The following is a 17,774-nucleotide window of genomic DNA, read 5'->3' as shown; positions in this document are numbered from 1 at the left end:
GAAATCGCGGCTCCGCACGGCGAGGACGGGTGAAGAACCGCCCCGCGTCCGGACCGTCGGCGGGTCAGCCGGGGAAGGCGTACACGGTGGTCGCGTGGGCCGCGGGCTCCTCCGCGCCCTCCGGCGTCATCTCGACGTCGATGAAGCCCAGGCGCCGGCCCAGCTTGGTGACGCGGGCGGTGACGAGGACGTCCGTGCCCGTGACGGCGCGCTGAAAGGTCGTGGACTGCTGAACGGTCGTCATGGGGCCGAAACCGCCTCGCGCGGCGGACACGGCGATCACGGTCGCGGTGTCGGCGGCCGCCATCAGGGCCTGGCCGGACAGGGCGCCGCCCTCGCGGGCCAGCCGGTCGGACCACGGCAGCCGCAGGATCGCGTGGCGTTCACCGGTCTCCTCGACCGTCAGGCCCAGATCCCGTACCCAGGGAGCGAAGTTGTCGGCCAGTACCTTGTCCGCCTCGGCGGTGGTGATCGTCACGCGCGACATTCTTCCGTTCACATCACGTCACCACCAGAGCGCGTGCGGTCGTCCTCGCGCGCTGCGCGCCCTCCCCTGTGCATCCGACGGGAGGTTTGCCCGTGAGCCCTACATGCCGTTGCGCGTATATAGCTGTAGGTGTATGTTCGAGACGTGTCCATTCCCTTTGACGTGCTCGCGGAACCCACCCGGCGGCGGATCCTGGACCTGCTGCTGGAGCGCCCACGGCTGGTCGGCGAACTCACCGAGCGGCTGGGGCTGAGCCAGCCCGGCACCTCCAAGCACCTGAGGGTGCTGCGCGAGGCCGGCCTGGTGCGGGTGCGCGCCGAGGCCCAGCGCCGGTGGTACGAACTGCGTCCCGAGCCGCTGCGCGAGGTCGACGCCTGGCTCACCCCCTACCGCAGGTTGTGGGGGGACGGACTCGACGCACTGGAGCGGCACTTGGACGCCATGCCGGACGAGACGGAGGAACCCCGATGACCGGTGAGCCCACCGAGACCCTGACCACCGCTCCGGACGGCCGCACCGCCCTGCGCCTGGTGCGCAGGCTCGCCCACCCGCCGGAGAAGGTCTGGCGGGCCCTGACCGAACCCGGGCATCTCGCGCACTGGTTCCCCTCCGACGTCGAGCTTGAGCTGCGGCCCGGCGGCAAGGTGCGTTTCGTCTTCCGGCACGGCGAGATGCCCGCTCTCGACGGCGAGGTCACCGAGGTCGACCCGCCCCGCGTGCTCGCCTACACCTGGGGCGGCGACCTGCTGCGCTGGGAGGTGGAACCCGCGGCCACCGGGTCCGTGCTCACCCTCACCCACACCTTCGCCGACCGCCCGGGCGCGGCGAGCTTCGCCTCCGGCTGGAACACCTGCATCGCGGGCATCGACCCCGCGCTGGACGGCCGCCCCGCGCCCCCGCCCGGCGACATCAACGCCGCGCACGAGCACTTCGTCGGCGAGTTCGGCCTGGACAGGGGAACCGCCTCCGGCGACGGGGAGGGCTGGCGGGTGCGCTTCGAACGGCAACTCACCCAGCCCGCCGCGACGGTCTGGCGGACCCTGCTCGGCGAGGCCGCCGCCCCCGAGGCCGGCGGCACCGTGCCGAGCGGCTTCGCGACCGGGGAGTTCCGCGCGGGCCCGGTGGCCGAGGTGCGGCCTCCCGTCCTGCTGGCGTACGCCTGGGACCAGGACGGCCGGCACGGCGGCACAGTGCGCTGGGAGCTGACCGAGGGCACCGGCCACGGGGCACGGCTGATCCTCACCCACACCGGCTCGGCCGAGGCCGCCGGCCGGCGCCCGGCTGCCCTCGACGCCTGGCACGACCATGTCGAGGATCTCGCCAGGAGCCTCGCGCGAATGCCACGCTGACGCCATGGTGGCGACGACGCACGGCAACACGGTCGACGGAGTCCTGCGGCGCAGCGCGCGCCGCGTGCCCGAGCGGACGGCGGTGCGCTTCGCCGACCGCGCCTGGACGTACCGCGAACTGGACGACGCGGTCTCCGCGGCCGCGGCCGTGCTCCTCTCCGAGGGACTGCGGCCGGGTGACCGCGTCGCCGCCTACGGCCACAACTCGGACGCCTACCTCGTCGCCTTCCTCGGCTGCGCGCGGGCCGGGCTGGTGCACGTCCCCGTCAACCACCACCTTGAGGGCGAGGAACTGCGCTATCTCGTCGAGCAGTCCGGCAGCGCCCTCGTCCTCGCCGACCCGGCGCTCGCCGGGCGGCTGCCGGCGGGCGTGCGCACCTTGGCGCTGCGCGACACCGAGGAGAGCCTGCTCGCCCGGCTGGCGGCCGCGGAACCCGCGGACGACCTGACGCCGCCCCGCGGTGAGGACCTCGTCCAGTTGCTCTACACCTCGGGCACCACGGCCCTCCCCAAGGGCGCGATGATGACGCATCGCGCCCTTGTGTACGAATACGTCAGCGCCATGGTCGCGCTGGACCTGAAGGAGACCGACCGGCCGCTGCACTCGCTGCCGCTGTACCACTCGGCGCAGATGCACGTCTTCCTGCTGCCCTACCTGGCGGTCGGCGCGGAGAACACCATTGTCGCGGCCCCCGACCCTGTCACGGTCTTCGGCGAGGTGGAGGCCGGCCGGGTGGACAGCCTCTTTGCGCCGCCCACGGTGTGGATCGCGCTCGCCAACCACCCGCATTTCGCCACCCGCGACCTGGGCGCGCTGCGCAAGGCGTACTACGGAGCGTCGATCATGCCCGTCCCCGTGCTGGAGCGGCTGCGCGGACGGCTGCCCGGACTGGCCGTCTACAACTGCTTCGGGCAGAGCGAGATCGGGCCGCTGGCCACCGTGCTCGGACCGGACGAGCACGAGGGCCGCATGGACTCCTGCGGCCGGCCGGTGCTGTTCGTGGAGGCGAAGGTCGTGGACGAGTCGGGCAAGGAGGTTCCCGACGGGACCCCCGGCGAGGTCGTCTACCGTTCCCCGCAGTTGTGCGAGGGCTACTGGGACAAGCCCGAGGAGACCGCGGAGGCCTTCCGGGACGGCTGGTTCCACTCCGGTGACCTGGTGGTGCGTGACGCGGAGGGCTTCTTCACCGTCGTGGACCGGGTGAAGGACGTCATCAACTCCGGTGGAGTGGTGGTGGCGTCACGGCAGGTGGAGGACGCGCTGTACGGCCACCCGGCGGTGGCCGAGGTGGCGGTCGTCGGGCTCCCGGACGAGCGGTGGATCGAGGCGATCACCGCCTTTGTCGTCGTGCGCGAGCAGGTGGTCGTCACCGAGCAGGAGCTGATCGCCTTCGCCCGGGAACGGCTCGCCGGCTTCAAGACCCCCAAGCGCGTGGTGCTCGTGGACGGGCTGCCGCGCAACGCCAGCGGCAAGATCCTCAAGCGGGAGCTGCGCGACCGTTACGCGTCCGAACCGGCCGCGGAGGCGTAGGACGCCGCCTCCTCACGGACCTCGATCCCGCGGCGCACCGCCGCGTCCTCACCCGGCCACCACACGGCCGGGCGCACGGCCACGTCACCTGCAACCGACCTGCCCGGAGACGAAGGGTGTAACTTACTAGTGGTAGGTTACGAAAGGTAGGTTGTACGTCTTCTGGGAGTGGACTGATGATCTCTGTGTTCCTCGGCTCCGGAGCCGACGCGTGAAGCGGGTACTCGTGGTGGGCGGCTACGGAGTCGTCGGCCAATGGGTCGTGCGGCTGCTTCGGACCGCATGGGGCGACCTGGACGTGGTGATCGGCGGCCGCCGGCCCGAGGCGGGTGCGGCGCTGGCCGAGGAGTACGGCGCACGCCTCGCGCACATCGACACGGTCGACGCGGAGGCCGGACTCGCCGCCCTGGGGCCGGTCGACCTGGTGGTGGCCGCGGTGCAGGACCCGGACGACGCTCTGCTGCGGGCCTCGCTGCGGGCGGGCTCCGCGCACATCGGCATCGTCCGCAAGGTGGACAAGCTCGGCCCGACCGCGATCATTGCGGCTGATCTCGCGCAGCGCGCCGCCGTCGTCATGGGCCACTGGCAGGCCGGTGCCGCGACCTTCGCGGCGCTGACGACGGCGCGCGAGTTCCAGCGCGTCGAACGGGTGGAGCTCGCCGGCCTGTTCGACCCGGCGGACTCCGCCGGGCAGATGTCGGCCGACGACAGCGGAACGTTCTTCGCGAGGGCCCTGGTCCGCAGCGACGGCCGGTGGCGGCATCTCGCCGAGGGCGAGGGCGTCCGTACGGTCGACAGGGGAGATCCGCCGCCGTTCGCGGCGCAGCCGATGGGTGTGCTGGACGTTCCCGCGGTCGCGGCCGCCACCGGCGCCGCTCACGTGCGTTTCGACATCGGCACCGGTGACTCGCTGGGGACCCTGGCCGGTCTGCCGGCCTCGCACGAGATCTATGCCGACCTGTGGGGGCTGGACCGGCAGGGTCTGCCACTGGCCCGGCGGACGGTCGTGAGCGACCCGCGGGGGCAGGCCCATCTCACCGCGGCCGGCGCGGTGATCGGCGTCGAGCGCGTGCTGGGACTGGACGGCGGGACGCCGCCGCCCGCGGGGCTTGTCACGGCGGAGGGCCTGATCGACGCGGGCCGGGCCGTCGACCGCCTGCGGCAGTTCGGCGTCACCGTGATGACCGGCCCGCTCGCCGCGCCGCACACGGGCTCCTGAGCGGGTTCCTGTCGGAGCCGGTCAGGCGGAGCGCGGTCGCGGCGGAGGGCCGGCCGACGTGCCCAGCATGATGCGGCTGATCGCCCGGATCGCCGATGCGCGGTCCAGGCGCCCGTCGGCGACCTCGCGGGCGAGGACTTCGCAGGCGCCGACCACGCCCAGCATGACCGGACGGCTGTCGTCCTCCCCGGCGGGCCCGAAGCGCTCGAAGGCGTCGAGGACGATGGCCGCGTAGCGCTCGCGCGCCGTGCGGAGCAGGGTCTCGGTCCCCGCGATGGAGCCGAGGGCGGCCGTGACGGTGCCGAACTCCCTGCCCGCATTGAGCGCGCAGTCGACGTACGCCTCGGCGAGGACCGCGACCGCTTCCTCCAGACTGTCCGCTCGTGCGTCGAGTGCCGCGCGGGCGGACTGGACCTGGAGGTCGTCCATACGGTGGTAGAGCGCCGTGAGCAGGCCGGTGCGTGTCTCGAAGTGCTCGTAGACGACGGGCTTCGTGACGCCGGCCCGCTCGGCCACTCGGGCGAGCGTCAGAGCGCCCGCCCCCTCCGTGCCGGCCATCGCCGCCGCCGTGTCGAGCAACTGGAGGCGTCGTTCGTCGTGCGACATCCGACGCCTGGTCACCATGGTCTCCGTCCCCTCAAGCTACCGACAGTAGCTTAGACCGTGTCCTCTGGAGCGGGGCGGACGAGTCGCGTGCGGCGGCAGGGGGGTCAGAACCGGTCGCGGGCGTCCCGGAGGAAGTCACGGGTGGGCTCGGCCGGGAGGGCCTGGGCGCTCATGCGGTCCAGTGCCTCGCGGAACTGGGAGACGTCCTCGCGGTCGTCGAGGTAGACGGCGCCGATCAGGCTCTCCACGTACGCGATGTCCGGCAGCTCCGGGAGCGGGAAGCGGAAGATGTGGAAGGGCCCGTACATCGCCGGGTGCGGGCCCGAGGCGAACGGCATCACCTGGAGCCGGACCTGGGGCATGGCGCAGGCCTCGATCAGCCGGTCGACCTGGTCGCGCATCACCTGGGGGCCGCCGATGGGGCGGCGCAGCACGGTCTCGTCGATCACGACCCACAGCAGTGGCGGCTGCTCGCGGGAGAGCAGCGCCTGCCGCTCCATGCGCAGTGCCACCCCGCGCTCGATCTCCTCCTGGGAGGCGTGCGGGCGCCCGGCCCTGAGGACCGCCTCGGCGTACTGAGGGGTCTGCAGGAGTCCGGGCACATAGTGCGGTTCGTAGGCGCGGATGAGCTCGGCCTCGCCCTCCAGGCTGACGAAGGCGCTGAACCACTCGGGCAGCACGTCGCGGAAGCGGTGCCACCATCCGGGGCGGTTGGCTTCCCGCGCAAGGTCGAGGAAGTTGGCGATCTCCGCCGGGTCGGTCACGCCGTACGTCTGCAGCAGCTTCTCGACGTACGGGATGCGCAGACCGACTTCCGCCTTCTCGATGCGGCGGATCGTGGCGTGGGTGACGTCGAGGGCGCTGGCGGCGTCCTCGTAGGAGACGCCAGCTTTCTCGCGGAGGTCCTGGAGGCGCTTGCCGAGTACGACGCGCAGCACAGTGGGTGCACTCGACGATCGCGCTTCGCTCACGAGTAATCCTCCAACCCCACTGATCCACGGGCAGTTTGGCACGGTGTCAGTACGTTGCAAAGCGTGTCGGCGCCGCTTTGCACATTGCAGGTTGCACCTTGCCATGCATTCAGGCAGGCGCGCATAGTAGCGGAGTGGCATCCTCCCATGACGCGTTCCTCTTGGCCGCGCAAGGCGCCGCGGTCGCCGAGGCGCGACGCCGCGTCAGGGCGCGGCTGCGCGACTGGGGGGTCGCCGAGGGGATCTGCGACGACGCGGTCCTGGTGGTCTCCGAACTCTTCACCAACGCTGTCCGTCATTCCGGCGGCGAGAAGGTGGCCTGCGCCGTCCGTGTCGAACGCGGCGTCGTGCGCGTGGAGGTGGCCGACCAGGGCATAGGACTGACGGCCCCTCAGGTAAAGGTCGCTGACGTCGGCGAGGAGTGCGGACGCGGCCTGCTGCTGGTCGGAGCGGTGTCCCGGGCCTGGGGCGTGGTGACCGGCCCGGACGGCACGGGCCGCGTGGTCTGGGCCGAGTTGGGGGCCGCGACGGATCTTCCATAGGATCCGCCAATGATCATACGCAAACGGCTGGCGGCGGGAGTGTGCGCTCTCGCGGCCATGCTGGCCACCGCGCTCTTCCCGGCCGCGGCACCGGCCGCCGCGGACGACGGGCCGGAGACGCCGCGCGAGGCCCCCAAGGTCGAACTCGTCCTCGACGTGAGCGGTTCCATGCGCGCCACCGACATCGACGGCAGATCCCGCATGTCGGCCGCCAAGCAGGCCTTCAACGAGGTCATCGACGCGGTCCCGGAGGAAGTGCAGCTCGGCATCCGCACCCTCGGCGCCAACTACCCCGGCAAGGACAAGAAGGTCGGCTGCAGGGACACCGCGGCCCTCTACCCGGTGGGCTCGGTCGACCGCACGGAGGCCAAGACCGCGGTCGCCACCCTCGCCCCCACCGGCTGGACGCCGATCGGCCCCGCCCTGCAGGCCGCGGGCAAGGACCTCGCGGGCGGCGACGCCACCCGCCGGATCGTCCTCATCACCGACGGCGAGGACACCTGCCAGCCCCTCGACCCCTGCGAGGTGGCGCGCGAACTCGCCGCCGAGGGAACCCACCTGGTGGTCGACACGCTCGGCCTGGTCCCCACGACCAAGATCCGTGAACAGCTCAGCTGCATCGCCGAGGCCACCGGCGGCACCTACACCGCCGTGGACCACGCGGACCAGCTCACCGACCGCATCAAACAGCTCGTCGACCGCGCCGCGGACAACAACGTCGTCGTCACCCCGACGGCCACCGAGGGCGCCGGCACCTGTACCGACGCCCCGCTGCTCGGCGCCGGCATCTACACCGACCGCGAGGAGTTCGCGGAGCACCGCTGGTACCGGGTGAGCGTCACCGACGGCCAGGAGCTTCGCACGTCCGTCAGCGTCGGCGCCGACCGCGCCGTCAACCGCGACTACGGTGTGCTGGTGCGCGCCGTCACCCCCGGCGGCCGCGAACTCGTCCGCGGCACCGACGCGGGCAGCGACCGCACCGACGTCATCTCCGCGGGCCTGCGCTACGCGTGGCCCGAGCGCGACGACGCGGACGCCGCCACGGCGCGCACCGTCTGCCTGGAGATCAGCAACTCCTTCTCCGCACCGGACGCCGTCAAGCGCGCCCCGGGCCTGCCCGTCGAGCTGAGCATCGACCTCGTGTCCTCGCCCGACCAGCCCTCCGACGTCGCCTCCTACGGCCTCGGCCGCGGCTGGTGGCTGCTGGCCGTGCTCGCCGTCACCGGCCTGGTCGCCGGCATCCTGTGGGGCTGGATCTCGCGCTGGCGCCTCGCCGTCTGGAGGACCAACTGATGCGCAGCATACGTACGATCCGTACGGCCGCCGCCGGACTCCTGCTCGGCGGGGCACTGCTCGCGACCGGCGCGGGAACGGCCGTCGCCGACGACGCCACGCCCAGCCCGACCGGATCGGAGTCGTCGGGGACGACGGAGACCACCGCCCAGCCGGGAACGGGCTTCCGCACCGCGGGGCACATCGGTCAGGGCGTGACCTCCACCCCGGTCAGCGCCTCGACGGGCGACTACCTGTACTGGGTCACCCCCGCCAAGGCCGGCCAGATCCTCACGGTCTCCGCGACCGTGCAGCTCCCCGAGTCCGCCTCGCGGCACGGCGGACAGACCTGGCAGCTGGACGTCTACGACGGCATCCGCCGCCACCAGGCCTGCACCGCGGGCAAGCCGACCGTCACCGCGGCCGCGGACGCCGCCACGGTGGAGCTCAGTTGCCGGCTGCGCACCGTCCGCGCGTGGTCGGAGGCCTGGGCCAACGACCCGCTGCCGGGTGCCTACTACATCCGGCTGACCGTGGTCCGCCTCGCCGATCAGGACCTCGGCCTGCCGGTGCAGGTCCAGCTCGGCACCGCCACCAAGGACGCGGGCGGCTCTCAGGCCGTGGACGGCGAACTGGCCGCCCCGCTCACCCCGGTGGCCAAGGCGGGCGCGACGCTCGACCCCAACGCGCAGCCCTCACCGGCCGCGACCGAGGAGAGCCAGGAGGAGGCGGACCCCAGCGCCTCGCCCGTCGCGGCCGGGCTCACCGAGCCCGACGGCGGCTGGGGCGGCGGCTGGTGGTCCGACCGCTGGGTCTGGACCGCCGTGGGCGGTGCGGTCGGCGCCCTCGCGGGTGTGGCCGGGTACAGCATGACCCGTGGGCGGGGACGCCGCCCGGTCGCGTAACCCACGCCGACCGCCGACGCCGACGACGCGCCGGTCACGGGCCCGTGAAGGGGCCCGGGACCGGCGTGTCGTGCGTGCTCAGCGCGCGGCCGCGGCCGTCAGCAGCAGCGCCGTCAGCGGATGCCCGCCGCGCCCGGCCCAGTCGAGCGGCGCGCGTCCCGTGCCGTGGTCCTCGCGCAGGACGGGGTCGGCGCCGTGGGCCAGGAGCAGCCGTACCGTCTCGGTGTGGCCCCAGCAGGCGGCGGCGCACAACGGTGTGCCCTCGTCGCCGTGGCCGCTCTCGGTGTCGGGCCGGGCTCCGGCCGTCAGCAGCAGCGCCGTTACGTCCGCCGCGCCCTGGACCGCCGCCGCGTACAGGGGCGTCGTGCCGTCCGCGTCGGGGAGTTCGGGCGAGGCTCCGCGCCGCAGGAGCCGGGCGGCCGTCCCGGCGTCACCCAGCATCGCGGCCGTGACCAAGGCGCGGCTCAGCTTCTTGCGGCGTCTGCGGTTCACGGACGCAGCGTACGAGCGTCCGTTCGTGCCGGGAAGTCATCCCCCGTCCGCCTCAAGGCGCCGGGTCCCGGTCCGCGCCGTCCTCCGCGGTCAACAGGACGTCGTCGGCGGGGACTTCCCGGCCCAGGACGGACACCGCCTCCACGGCGCGTTCGGCGGTCTCCGTGGCGCGGGGGGAGAGGCACGCGCGGGCCAGGCGGGCGGCGCGGGCGGCGAGGGCGCGGGCGCCGTCGGGGTCGCCGGACAGGACTCGGGCGAGGGCGGCGTGGGCGGTGTGGAGGGCCAGGTCGCGGCGGTGGGACGGGGGCAGGAGCGGCAGGGCCTTGTCCAGGGTGCGGGCGGCCTCGCCGGGGTGGCCGAGGTCGAGCAGCGCGAGGCCGCTGTGGGCGAGGAGTCGGGCCTCGGCGTCGTCCCGGGCCGGGTCGAGCAGGCTTGCGGCCTCCTCCAGGGCGCGGCGGGCGGCCGGTTCCTCGCCCAGGCCCGCGTGGGCGCGGGCGCGGCACATGGCGAGCGTCGCGCGGACGGCGGGCGGAAGGGCGGCGGGCGCGTTCTCGGCGGCCGTCACGCCCGCGAGCGCGTCGTCGTGGCGCCCGTTGAGCACCGCCTGAAGGCTCAGTTCGCCCCACAGGCGGGCCGCCTGGGTGCTGTCGCCCGACGCGTGCGCGAGCCGCAGCCCGGTGAGGAAGTACCGCTGGGCGGCGCCGTGCCGGCCCGTGTCGACGGCGGCGCGGCCGCCCAGCCGGGTCAGTGCGGCGGCCGTCCGCAGCAGCCGGACGTCGTCGGCGGCCGCGAACGGCCCCCGCCGGATCAGTTCCAGGGCGATGCGCAGGTCGGCCTCGACGCGGTGCCGTACCGCTCCGCCGCCGAGCCGGTCGTCGAGCCGGCGCAGCCCGTGCAGTCCCCACTCCAGCCAGGCCGTGGTCTCCACGTCGAAGTCGTCTCCGTTCGCGGCCGGTCCGGACGCGTCGGGATCACCCGCGGGCGCCGCACGGGACCACTCCGCGATCGCGACGCGGAACTCCGGCCCCTCCACGACCGGGTAGCCCCGCGGGTCGCGCCCCCCGCTGTCGAGCAGCACCTCCAGCGCGCCGAGGGCGCCCGCTCGGTCCCAGCCCAGTCCGTCCGGCAGACCCGCCGGCGCCGGCAGCCAGCCGGGCCACGGCCGCGCGTCCACGTCCCGCAGGGGCACGCCGAGCGCGCGGGCGAGGGCGCGCTGGCTGTCCCGTTCGGGCACAACGCCCCAGTGCTCCCAGCGCCAGACCTTCTCCCGTCGCGCCGCCATGGGCACGCCGAGGGCGCGCGCGTTCTCCGCGACGACCCGGGCGAGGTCCTGGTAGCTCCAGCCATGGCTCCGCCTGACGTACGCCAGGGGATGCGACGGCGCGGGCGCGGTCTCGTCCGCCACCGAATGACTCCTTCGTTCCCGCTTCGTACGTTCGAATATCAGGCGTACGCCACCTTGCGCAGCCGTTCCCGCCGAACCTGTCCGTTCCGTGCCCTGATGCCCCGTTGGCTGTGGTGACAGGCGTTCGGCCGGGGGCGCGTGGGACTACATCGAGACAACGGGACCGCTCTTGAAGCGGACCTGTCTGTACCGGTTGGCTGTGCGTGATCAGCTGATCACCGGACGCCGAAGGGGAAGTCCCGACCCGGGCCGGAACATGACGTGCGCGCCGTGGAGGCACCCCGAGGATGACTCCTCCACCCCCGTTCGGATTCCGCTCCCGCGACGAACTGCGGTTCGACCCCGCCCTGGACGACGAACCGCTGGCGGCTGCCCGCGCCGCCTTCGCCCAGGGCCGCTGGTCCGCGGCCCGCACCCTGCTCGCCGAGACCGGGGACGCCTGGGACCGGCGCGGACACCGTGTGGTCGTGCTCGGCGAGGGCCGCGCGAGCGGCACATGGGCCCGCGAGTGGCAGCTCGCCGAACCGGACAGCCCCGACGCGGCCGCCCTGCTCGGCTGCGCCCTGGTCTTCCGCGCCGTCGCCGGCAAGGAGAGCCCCGAGAGCGCCCGCGAGGCCTGCCTGGCCGCCGCCGCGCTGGCCCCCGCCGATCCGACGCCCTGGCTGTGCCTGCTGATCCTGGCCCGCCACACCGGCACCGACGACGACCGCATGCGCGCCTTCGACCAGGTGCGCGGCCGTCACCGGGACCACCACCACGGCCACCAGCTGATGGCCGCCTGCCTGGCCGAGCGCCCCCTGTCCCCGGACGACGGCAGCCACTTCCACGAGGTGTACGAGTTCGCCGAGTGGGCCGCGGGCGACGCGCCCGAAGGATCCCCGCTGGCCGTGCTGCCGGTCGTCGCCCACGCCGAGCTCTACCGCGTGCAGGCGGCCGCGGGCGCCGAGCCCGAGGACCTGGCGGCCTCCGAGCACTGGCGCGGCTGGCGCGCCCGGCAGGCCCTCAAGCGGGCCTTCGACTGGTGGCTGGAGTGGGACGACCGCGACCATCCACGGCTCTACCTCGACCTCAACTTCCTTGTGCACGCCCAGTACCTGCAGGGCCGCAACGCCGAGGCGGCGGCCCTGTTCAACCGCATCGGCGGTTACGCCACCCGCATCCCGTGGGCGTACCCCGACCGCGACCCCAAGAAGGCCTTCCGCGCCGCGCGCGAGGCCGTGCTCGGCCCCGGATCCCCGTAGGGACCCCCATCGACGCACAGCACATCCCGTCATCCACAAGGAAAGGACCCGCCATGTTGAGGGGCAATACCGGGATCAGCACGTTCAAGGGCGAGGAGAGAGCCCTGCGGGCCGACCGGCTCGGCCTGCCCGGCCTGCTGCTGTCCGTGGTCGCCGCCAATGCCCCGCTGATGGTCGTCGCGGGCGTCATGCCCACCGCGTACGGCGTCATGGGCATCGTCGGGCAGCCGCTGCTGTTCGTGATCCTCGGTGTGGTGCTTGTCCTCTTCACCGTCGGATACGCCGAGATGAGCCGCCACGTGCACAACGCGGGCGCCTTCTACGCGTACATCGCGCGCGGCCTCGGCGGCACCGCCGGCGCCGGTGCGTCGATCGTGGCGCTCGTGTCCTACAGCGCGCTCCAGTTCGGCGTCTACGGCCTCTTCGGCTTCGAGATCTCCGGACTGTTCGAGACCTACCTCGACACCACGATCGCCTGGTGGATCCCGGCGCTCCTCGGGGTCCTCGTCGTCGGCGCGCTCGGCTGGCTGAAGATCGACCTCAACGCCAAGGTCCTGGGCGTCCTCCTGCTCATCGAGATCACGCTCGTCGTCGTTTTCGACATCGCCGCCATCGGCCATCCCTCCGCCAAGGAAGGGCTGTCGCTGCACGCGTTCGACCCGGGCACCCTCAGCGGCGCGGGACTCGGCACCGCGCTGTGCCTGTGCATCGCCGCGTTCGTCGGCTTCGAGCAGCCCCCGGTGTACGCGGAGGAGACCAGCCGGCCGCAGGTGCTCGTCGCCCGCGTGACCTTCCTCGCCGTCAGCTTCGTCGCGGTCTTCTTCGCCATCAGCTCCTGGGCGCTGAGCGTGGCCGCCGGCCCGTCGCAGATCGTCGGCCAGTCGCAGAAGCAGGGCCCTGGGCTGCTGTTCGGGCTCAGTGAGTCGATCATCGGCGCGACCTTCACCGACGTCCTCCACGTCCTGTACGTGACCGGCATGTTCGCCTGCCTGCTCAGCTTCCACAACGTCGTCGCCCGCTACGCCTTCGCCATGGGCCGCGAGGGCCTGCTGCCCGCGGCCTTCGGCCGCACGAACCCCAAGAGCGGTGCGCCCGCCCACGGTTCGCTGCTGCAGACCGTCATCTCCGTCGTCGCCGTTGTCGGCTTCGCCGTCGCCGACGGCAGCGCCGCCGCCGACCACGACCCGACCGCGCCCGTGCTCAAGCTCTTCACCTGGGGCGGCAACGTCGGCGCGCTGGGCATCATCGTGCTGCTGGCCACCACGGCCTTCGCCGTCATCGGCTACTTCGTCCGGCGCGACGCGCTGCGCACCCAGGCGCCGAGGATCGCCGCCTCCGCGCTGGCGGGCGTGGCACTGGTCGTCATCGCGGTGTACGCCGTCAAGGACTTCGACGTCCTGGTCGCCGGCGCCGGCTCCGCGGTCTCCTGGATCCTGCCCGGGATCATCGGGGTCACCGTCGTCGGCGGCCTCGTCTACGGACTGGTCCTGCGCAGCACGCGTCCCGAGCTGCACGCCCGTATCGGCCTGGGCAACGAGGCGTTCCGCATCGAGCAGGCCCGCGAGAGCGCGGCCGGCCCGGGACAGACGGAGCCCGCCGCCTCCTGACGCCGCCCGGCCCGCCGCACCCCGGCAGGGGAGCGGCGGGCCGGATGCATGTCCGCACCGTCCCGTAGCGCAACGACCCACGTACACCGGAGAGTTGTCCCATGTCCTCCTGCTGCCACACCGACGCCGGCACCTCTCCCGCCGCGCCGCACCCCCTCGATCCGCTGACCGCGGACGAGATCGCCGCCGCCCGCCGCATCCTCACCGAGGAGGGCCTGGTCGGCGACGCGACCCGCTTCCCCCTGGTGCTGCTCAACGAGCCCGACCGGCACACCGCGGACGCCCACCGCGACGGCGACCCCGTCGTCCGCCGTCTGCGCGTCACGCTGCTGGACTCCGCGACCGGCGCCGCCGCCGAGGTCCTGGTGGACGTCACCGCGGGCGCCGTCGTCGCCCACCGCGCGCTCGACACCGCGCAGGAGGGCCAGCCGCCCGTCACCTTCGAGGAGTACGAGATCGTCGAGCAGGTCGTCAAGGCCGACCCGGGCTGGCGCAAGGCCATGGCCGAGCGCGGCGTCACCGACCTGGACCTGGCCATCGCCGCCCCGCTCGGCGCCGGCCCGCTCCGCTTCGAGGACCGGCCCGGCGCCCGCCTCATGCGCTCGCTGACCTGGCTGCGCTGCGACGCCACCGACAGCCCCTGGGCGCACCCGGTGGCCGGGCTCGTCGCCGACGTGGACGTGATCGAGCGCAAGGTCGTCCGCCTCATCGACACCGGCGCCGTCCCCGTCCCGTCCGAATGCGGCCGCTACGAGGCCGAGTTCAACGGCCCCGCCCGCACGGACCTGCGCCCCCTGGAGATCACCCAGCCCGAGGGGCCGTCCTTCACCCTCACCGGCCGGCTGATGACCTGGCAGAAGTGGCGCTTCCGCATCGACTTCAACAGCCGCGAGGGCCTGGTCCTGCACCAGATCGGCTACGAGGACGGCGACCGCGTCCGCCCCGTGCTGCACCGCGCCTCGCTCGCCGAAATGGCCGTCGCCTACGCCGAGCCCGGCGACGACCGCAATTGGGTCGCCTTCCTCGACGCGGGCGAGTACCAGCTCGGCCGCAACGCCAACGCCCTGACACTGGGCTGCGACTGCCTCGGCGAGATCGCCTACCTCGACGCCGTGCTCTGCGACGACCTGGGCAACCCGGAGACGCTGCCGAACGCGATCTGCATCCACGAGGAGGACTACGGCCTGCTGTGGAAGCACACCGACATCTTCAACGGCATGGCCGCCGACAGCCGCCGCTCCCGCCGCCTGGTCGTCTCCTACATCGCCACCGTGGGCAACTACGACTACGGCTTCTACTGGTACTTCTACCAGGACGGCACGATCGGCTTCGAGGCCAAGTCCACCGGCATCGTGCAGACCTCCGCCGTCGTGCCGGGCACCGCCGACGCCGTCGGCACGGAGCTCGCCCCGGGCCTGCTGGCCCCGTTCCACCAGCACATGTTCTGCGTCCGGCTGGACGCGGCGGTCGACGGGCACGCCAACACCGTCGAGGAGGTGGACGTCGTCCCCGTCCCGCACGGCCCGGACAACCCCAACGGCAATGTCTTCACCACCCGGGTGACCGCGCTCGCGGACAGTGCCGAGGGCGGCCGCCTCGCCGACCCGCTCGCCGGCCGGCGCTGGCGGATCACCAACCCCGGCTCGCTCAACCGCATGGGCAAGCCGGTCGCGTACACCCTCGTCCCGCAGCCCGGCCCGGTGCTGCTGGCCCAGCCGGACTCCGCCGTCGCCCGGCGTGCGGCCTACGGCACCAAGCACGTGTGGGTGACCCGCCACCGTCCCGAACGGCGCTTCCCCGCGGGCGACTACCCCAACCAGAACGCGGGCGGCGCCGGGCTGCCCCGGTGGACCGAGCCCGGCGAGTCGCTGGAGAACACCGAGCTGACCGTCTGGCACACCTTCGGCCCCACCCACCTGCCCCGGCTGGAGGAGTGGCCCGTCATGCCGGTCGACCACAGCGGCTTCACGCTCAAGCCCACCGGCTTCTTCGACCGCAACCCCTCGCTCGACCTCCCCAAGGAGACGCCGGGCGGCGAAGGGGCGCACTGCCACGCCGAGTAGGCGGGTTCGGCCCCGCGGTCCGTGCGGACCGCGGGGCCTGCCGGTCAGGGGCGGCGGACCGGGACGTTGTCGTGGACCCGCTTGGGGTCGGTGACGGCGACCGGCTCGAGGATCTCCTCGATCCGCGCCATCAGCTCCTTCTCCAGGACGACACCCGACGCCTTGACGTTCTCCGCGACCTGCTCCGGGCGGGAGGCGCCGACGATGGCGGCGGAGACATTGGAGTTCTGGAGCACCCAGGCGACCGCCAACTGGGCCAGGGAGAGCCCGGCCTCGGCGGCCAGCGGCTGGAGCCGCTGGACGGCCTCCAGCACCTCGTCGCGCATCCACCGCGCGATCATGTTGGCGCCGCCCTTGTCGTCGGTGGCCCGCGAGCCCTCCGGCGGCTGCTGGCCGGGCGCGTACTTGCCGGTCAGCACACCCTGCGCGATCGGCGAGAAGACGACCTGCCCGATGCCCAGTTCGGCGCAGGTGGGAACGACCTCGCCCTCGATGACCCGCCACAGGGCGTTGTACTGCGGCTGGTTGGAGACCAGGGAGATGCGCAGCTCGCGCGCCAGCGCGTGGGCGCGGCGGATCTGCTCCGCCGGCCACTCGGAGACGCCGATGTACAGGGCCTTGCCGGAGTGGACGACGTCGGCGAACGCCTCCATCGTCTCCTCCAGCGGCGTCTCCACGTCGTAGCGGTGGGCCTGGTACAGGTCGACGTAGTCGGTCTGCAGGCGGCGCAGCGAGCCGGCGATCGACTCCATGATGTGCTTGCGCGACAGGCCGCGGTCGTTGCGGCCGCTGCCGGTGGGCCAGTAGACCTTGGTGAGGATCTCGATGCCCTCGCGGCGCTCGCCCTTCAGCGCCTCGCCGAGCACCGACTCGGCCCGCGTCCCCGCGTAGACGTCGGCGGTGTCGAAGGTGGTGATGCCGGCGTCCAGGGCGGCCTGCACACACGCGGTGGCGGCGTCGGCCTCCACCTGGGAACCGTGGGTGAGCCAGTTCCCGTAGGCGATCTCGCTGATGAGCAGACCGCTGCGGCCGAGATGGCGGTATTCCATGGGAGCGAAGCCTCCGTTGGCGGGTACGGGATGCGGAAAGTGTCAGTGCTGATAATGCTCTCCGATCATTACATGCCTGCCCCTGCCGCCCGTGAGCGGTCCCGGAGTTCGTGCCGCGACCGCGGTGCGCCGGCGCCGCACCCGCCTCAGCGGAAGTCCGGGGTCCACAGCCGCACCGCCGCGAACTCCGCGCCGGGGCGGGTGCGGGAGTACGCCGTGCTGCCGTCGGCCTCCAGGAACTCGACCGTCGGGCCGCCCGCGTCGCGCGGCCCGGAAACCCGGCCGCGGGCGCGGATCCGGGTGCCGGAGGGCTGGCTGAGGTAGGCGCGGACGTCGCAGGCGCCGTCCACCTGCCGGTACTTGCGGGACTCGGCGTCGAGCCGGTAGGCGCCGTTGGTGTCGGTGAACCAGAGCGCGCCCGGCTCCCCGTACACCGGTTGCAGATCCACGCCCTGCCCCTCGAAGTGGATCACGCTGTGCTCGGTCAGCATGGTCGCCGGGCCCCTGCCGGACAGCGCGTAGCGCACCAGCCGCTCCTCGCCGATCGCCCACAACGCCGCGCGCTCCGGGTCGTAGAGCACGCCGTGCGCCCGGGGCAGCGGGAGCGTGAGGAAGGGGCCGGACTGCTCGGTGTCCGTGTACAGCCGCAGCCGCCCGGGCGCCGCGGAGGCCACCGCGATCACCCCGCCCGGGATGCGCTCGATGGCGCGCGGGGTGTCGGCCGGCGTGATGGTCTGCCAGACGATCGCCCCGGTGTCCTCGCGGACCATCGCGGCACGCCCGCCGAGTGCGGTGACCAGCACGACCCGCCCGTACGCCTGGGTTCTGCGCAGGCGTACGTCCGACAGGTGCTGCCAGCTGGTGCCCGTCCCGCCCGGAGCCCTCCAGCGCCAGGCGACCGAGGCGTCCTGCGACCAGTCGGCGGCGCCGGGGTGGAAGACGAGGACGTCGTTCCCGGTCTGCTCCGTGGTGGCGATGGGATGGCCTGTGCGCGCGGCGTACCGCGTCATGTCCTGCCCCCGTGTCGTTGAGACG

The 17,774-nt window shown here is 73.3% G+C and carries 17 protein-coding genes; 10 read left to right on the top strand and 7 right to left on the bottom strand.

The annotated features are described in order from the left end of the window. Positions 1-64: 64 nt before the first annotated feature. Positions 65-478: a PaaI family thioesterase gene (locus ACIP9H_RS22525; RefSeq protein ID WP_401590365.1), complete on the bottom strand. Its 414-nt coding sequence runs from the start codon at positions 476-478 to the stop codon at positions 65-67. A gap of 153 nt (positions 479-631) precedes the next feature. On the opposite strand from ACIP9H_RS22525, the gene ACIP9H_RS22520 reads away from it, so the two are divergent. The 4 genes from ACIP9H_RS22520 to ACIP9H_RS22505 all read left to right on the top strand — a co-directional run bounded on the left by ACIP9H_RS22520 (position 632) and on the right by ACIP9H_RS22505 (position 4,586). Continuing rightward, positions 632-958, top strand: coding sequence for a metalloregulator ArsR/SmtB family transcription factor (locus ACIP9H_RS22520; RefSeq protein ID WP_360899945.1), 327 nt, complete (start codon positions 632-634; stop codon positions 956-958). Continuing rightward, entirely contained in the window at positions 955-1,836 is an 882-nt protein-coding gene (locus tag ACIP9H_RS22515; protein ID WP_401590362.1) for an SRPBCC family protein, read from the top strand. The genes ACIP9H_RS22520 and ACIP9H_RS22515 overlap by 4 nt, the downstream gene beginning before the upstream one ends. A 4-nt stretch (positions 1,837-1,840) precedes the next feature. Further along, entirely contained in the window at positions 1,841-3,367 is a 1,527-nt protein-coding gene (locus tag ACIP9H_RS22510) for a fatty acyl-CoA synthetase (protein WP_401960373.1), read from the top strand. Positions 3,368-3,578: 211 nt separating this feature from the next. Beyond that, positions 3,579-4,586, top strand: coding sequence for a hypothetical protein (locus ACIP9H_RS22505; protein WP_401960370.1), 1,008 nt, complete (start codon positions 3,579-3,581; stop codon positions 4,584-4,586). 21 nt (positions 4,587-4,607) lie between these two features. Here the strand turns inward: ACIP9H_RS22505 and ACIP9H_RS22500 are convergent, their stop codons facing one another. Beyond that, positions 4,608-5,210: a TetR/AcrR family transcriptional regulator gene (locus ACIP9H_RS22500; RefSeq protein WP_401590354.1), complete on the bottom strand. Its 603-nt coding sequence runs from the start codon at positions 5,208-5,210 to the stop codon at positions 4,608-4,610. A gap of 86 nt (positions 5,211-5,296) precedes the next feature. Beyond that, positions 5,297-6,163, bottom strand: a complete 867-nt coding sequence (locus ACIP9H_RS22495; protein ID WP_401960367.1) for a helix-turn-helix domain-containing protein — start codon at positions 6,161-6,163, stop codon at positions 5,297-5,299. 134 nt (positions 6,164-6,297) lie between these two features. Here ACIP9H_RS22495 and ACIP9H_RS22490 point away from each other — a divergent pair, with 134 nt between their 5' ends. From ACIP9H_RS22490 to ACIP9H_RS22480, 3 genes are read left to right on the top strand one after another with little or no spacing between them, the layout of a single operon-like run. After that, entirely contained in the window at positions 6,298-6,705 is a 408-nt protein-coding gene (locus tag ACIP9H_RS22490; RefSeq protein WP_360899958.1) for an ATP-binding protein, read from the top strand. A 9-nt stretch (positions 6,706-6,714) separates the two neighbouring features. Next, entirely contained in the window at positions 6,715-7,998 is a 1,284-nt protein-coding gene (locus ACIP9H_RS22485) for a VWA domain-containing protein (protein WP_401590349.1), read from the top strand. Next, complete coding sequence (locus tag ACIP9H_RS22480) at positions 7,998-8,882, top strand: hypothetical protein (RefSeq protein WP_401590347.1); 885 nt, start codon at positions 7,998-8,000, stop codon at positions 8,880-8,882. The genes ACIP9H_RS22485 and ACIP9H_RS22480 overlap by 1 nt, the downstream gene beginning before the upstream one ends. Positions 8,883-8,960: 78 nt before the next feature. Here ACIP9H_RS22480 and ACIP9H_RS22475 read toward each other — a convergent pair whose 3' ends face one another. Together ACIP9H_RS22475 and ACIP9H_RS22470 are read right to left on the bottom strand one after the other, a co-directional pair. Continuing rightward, positions 8,961-9,374 carry an ankyrin repeat domain-containing protein gene (locus tag ACIP9H_RS22475; RefSeq protein WP_401590344.1) on the bottom strand — a complete coding sequence of 138 codons (414 nt, stop codon included), beginning with the start codon at positions 9,372-9,374 and terminating at the stop codon, positions 8,961-8,963. A 52-nt stretch (positions 9,375-9,426) separates the two neighbouring features. Beyond that, positions 9,427-10,779 (bottom strand): hypothetical protein, encoded by a 1,353-nt coding sequence (locus tag ACIP9H_RS22470; protein ID WP_401590341.1) that lies wholly within the window; start codon positions 10,777-10,779, stop codon positions 9,427-9,429. 287 nt (positions 10,780-11,066) lie between these two features. Between ACIP9H_RS22470 and ACIP9H_RS22465 the strand changes: the two genes are divergently transcribed. From ACIP9H_RS22465 to ACIP9H_RS22455, 3 genes are all read left to right on the top strand, one after another. Next, a complete protein-coding gene (locus ACIP9H_RS22465) occupies positions 11,067-12,020 on the top strand; it encodes a hypothetical protein (protein WP_401590338.1) in 954 nt (317 codons plus the stop codon). Positions 12,021-12,073: 53 nt separating this feature from the next. Further along, positions 12,074-13,627, top strand: a complete 1,554-nt coding sequence (locus ACIP9H_RS22460; protein WP_401590335.1) for an APC family permease — start codon at positions 12,074-12,076, stop codon at positions 13,625-13,627. A gap of 101 nt (positions 13,628-13,728) precedes the next feature. Then, positions 13,729-15,690, top strand: coding sequence for a primary-amine oxidase (locus ACIP9H_RS22455; protein WP_401590333.1), 1,962 nt, complete (start codon positions 13,729-13,731; stop codon positions 15,688-15,690). A 44-nt stretch (positions 15,691-15,734) separates the two neighbouring features. On the opposite strand, the gene ACIP9H_RS22450 is transcribed toward ACIP9H_RS22455, so the two are convergent. Then, entirely contained in the window at positions 15,735-16,739 is a 1,005-nt protein-coding gene (locus ACIP9H_RS22450; protein WP_401590331.1) for an aldo/keto reductase family protein, read from the bottom strand. A gap of 146 nt (positions 16,740-16,885) precedes the next feature. After that, positions 16,886-17,749 carry a DUF6528 family protein gene (locus ACIP9H_RS22445; protein WP_401590328.1) on the bottom strand — a complete coding sequence of 288 codons (864 nt, stop codon included), beginning with the start codon at positions 17,747-17,749 and terminating at the stop codon, positions 16,886-16,888. Positions 17,750-17,774: the final 25 nt, after the last annotated feature.

This window comes from Streptomyces sp. NPDC088732 (assembly GCF_044751205.1).
GTDB lineage: Bacteria > Actinomycetota > Actinomycetes > Streptomycetales > Streptomycetaceae > Actinacidiphila.
The sequence above is the reverse complement of the archived record's forward strand: the minus strand, read 5'-3'. Positions and strand labels throughout refer to the sequence as shown.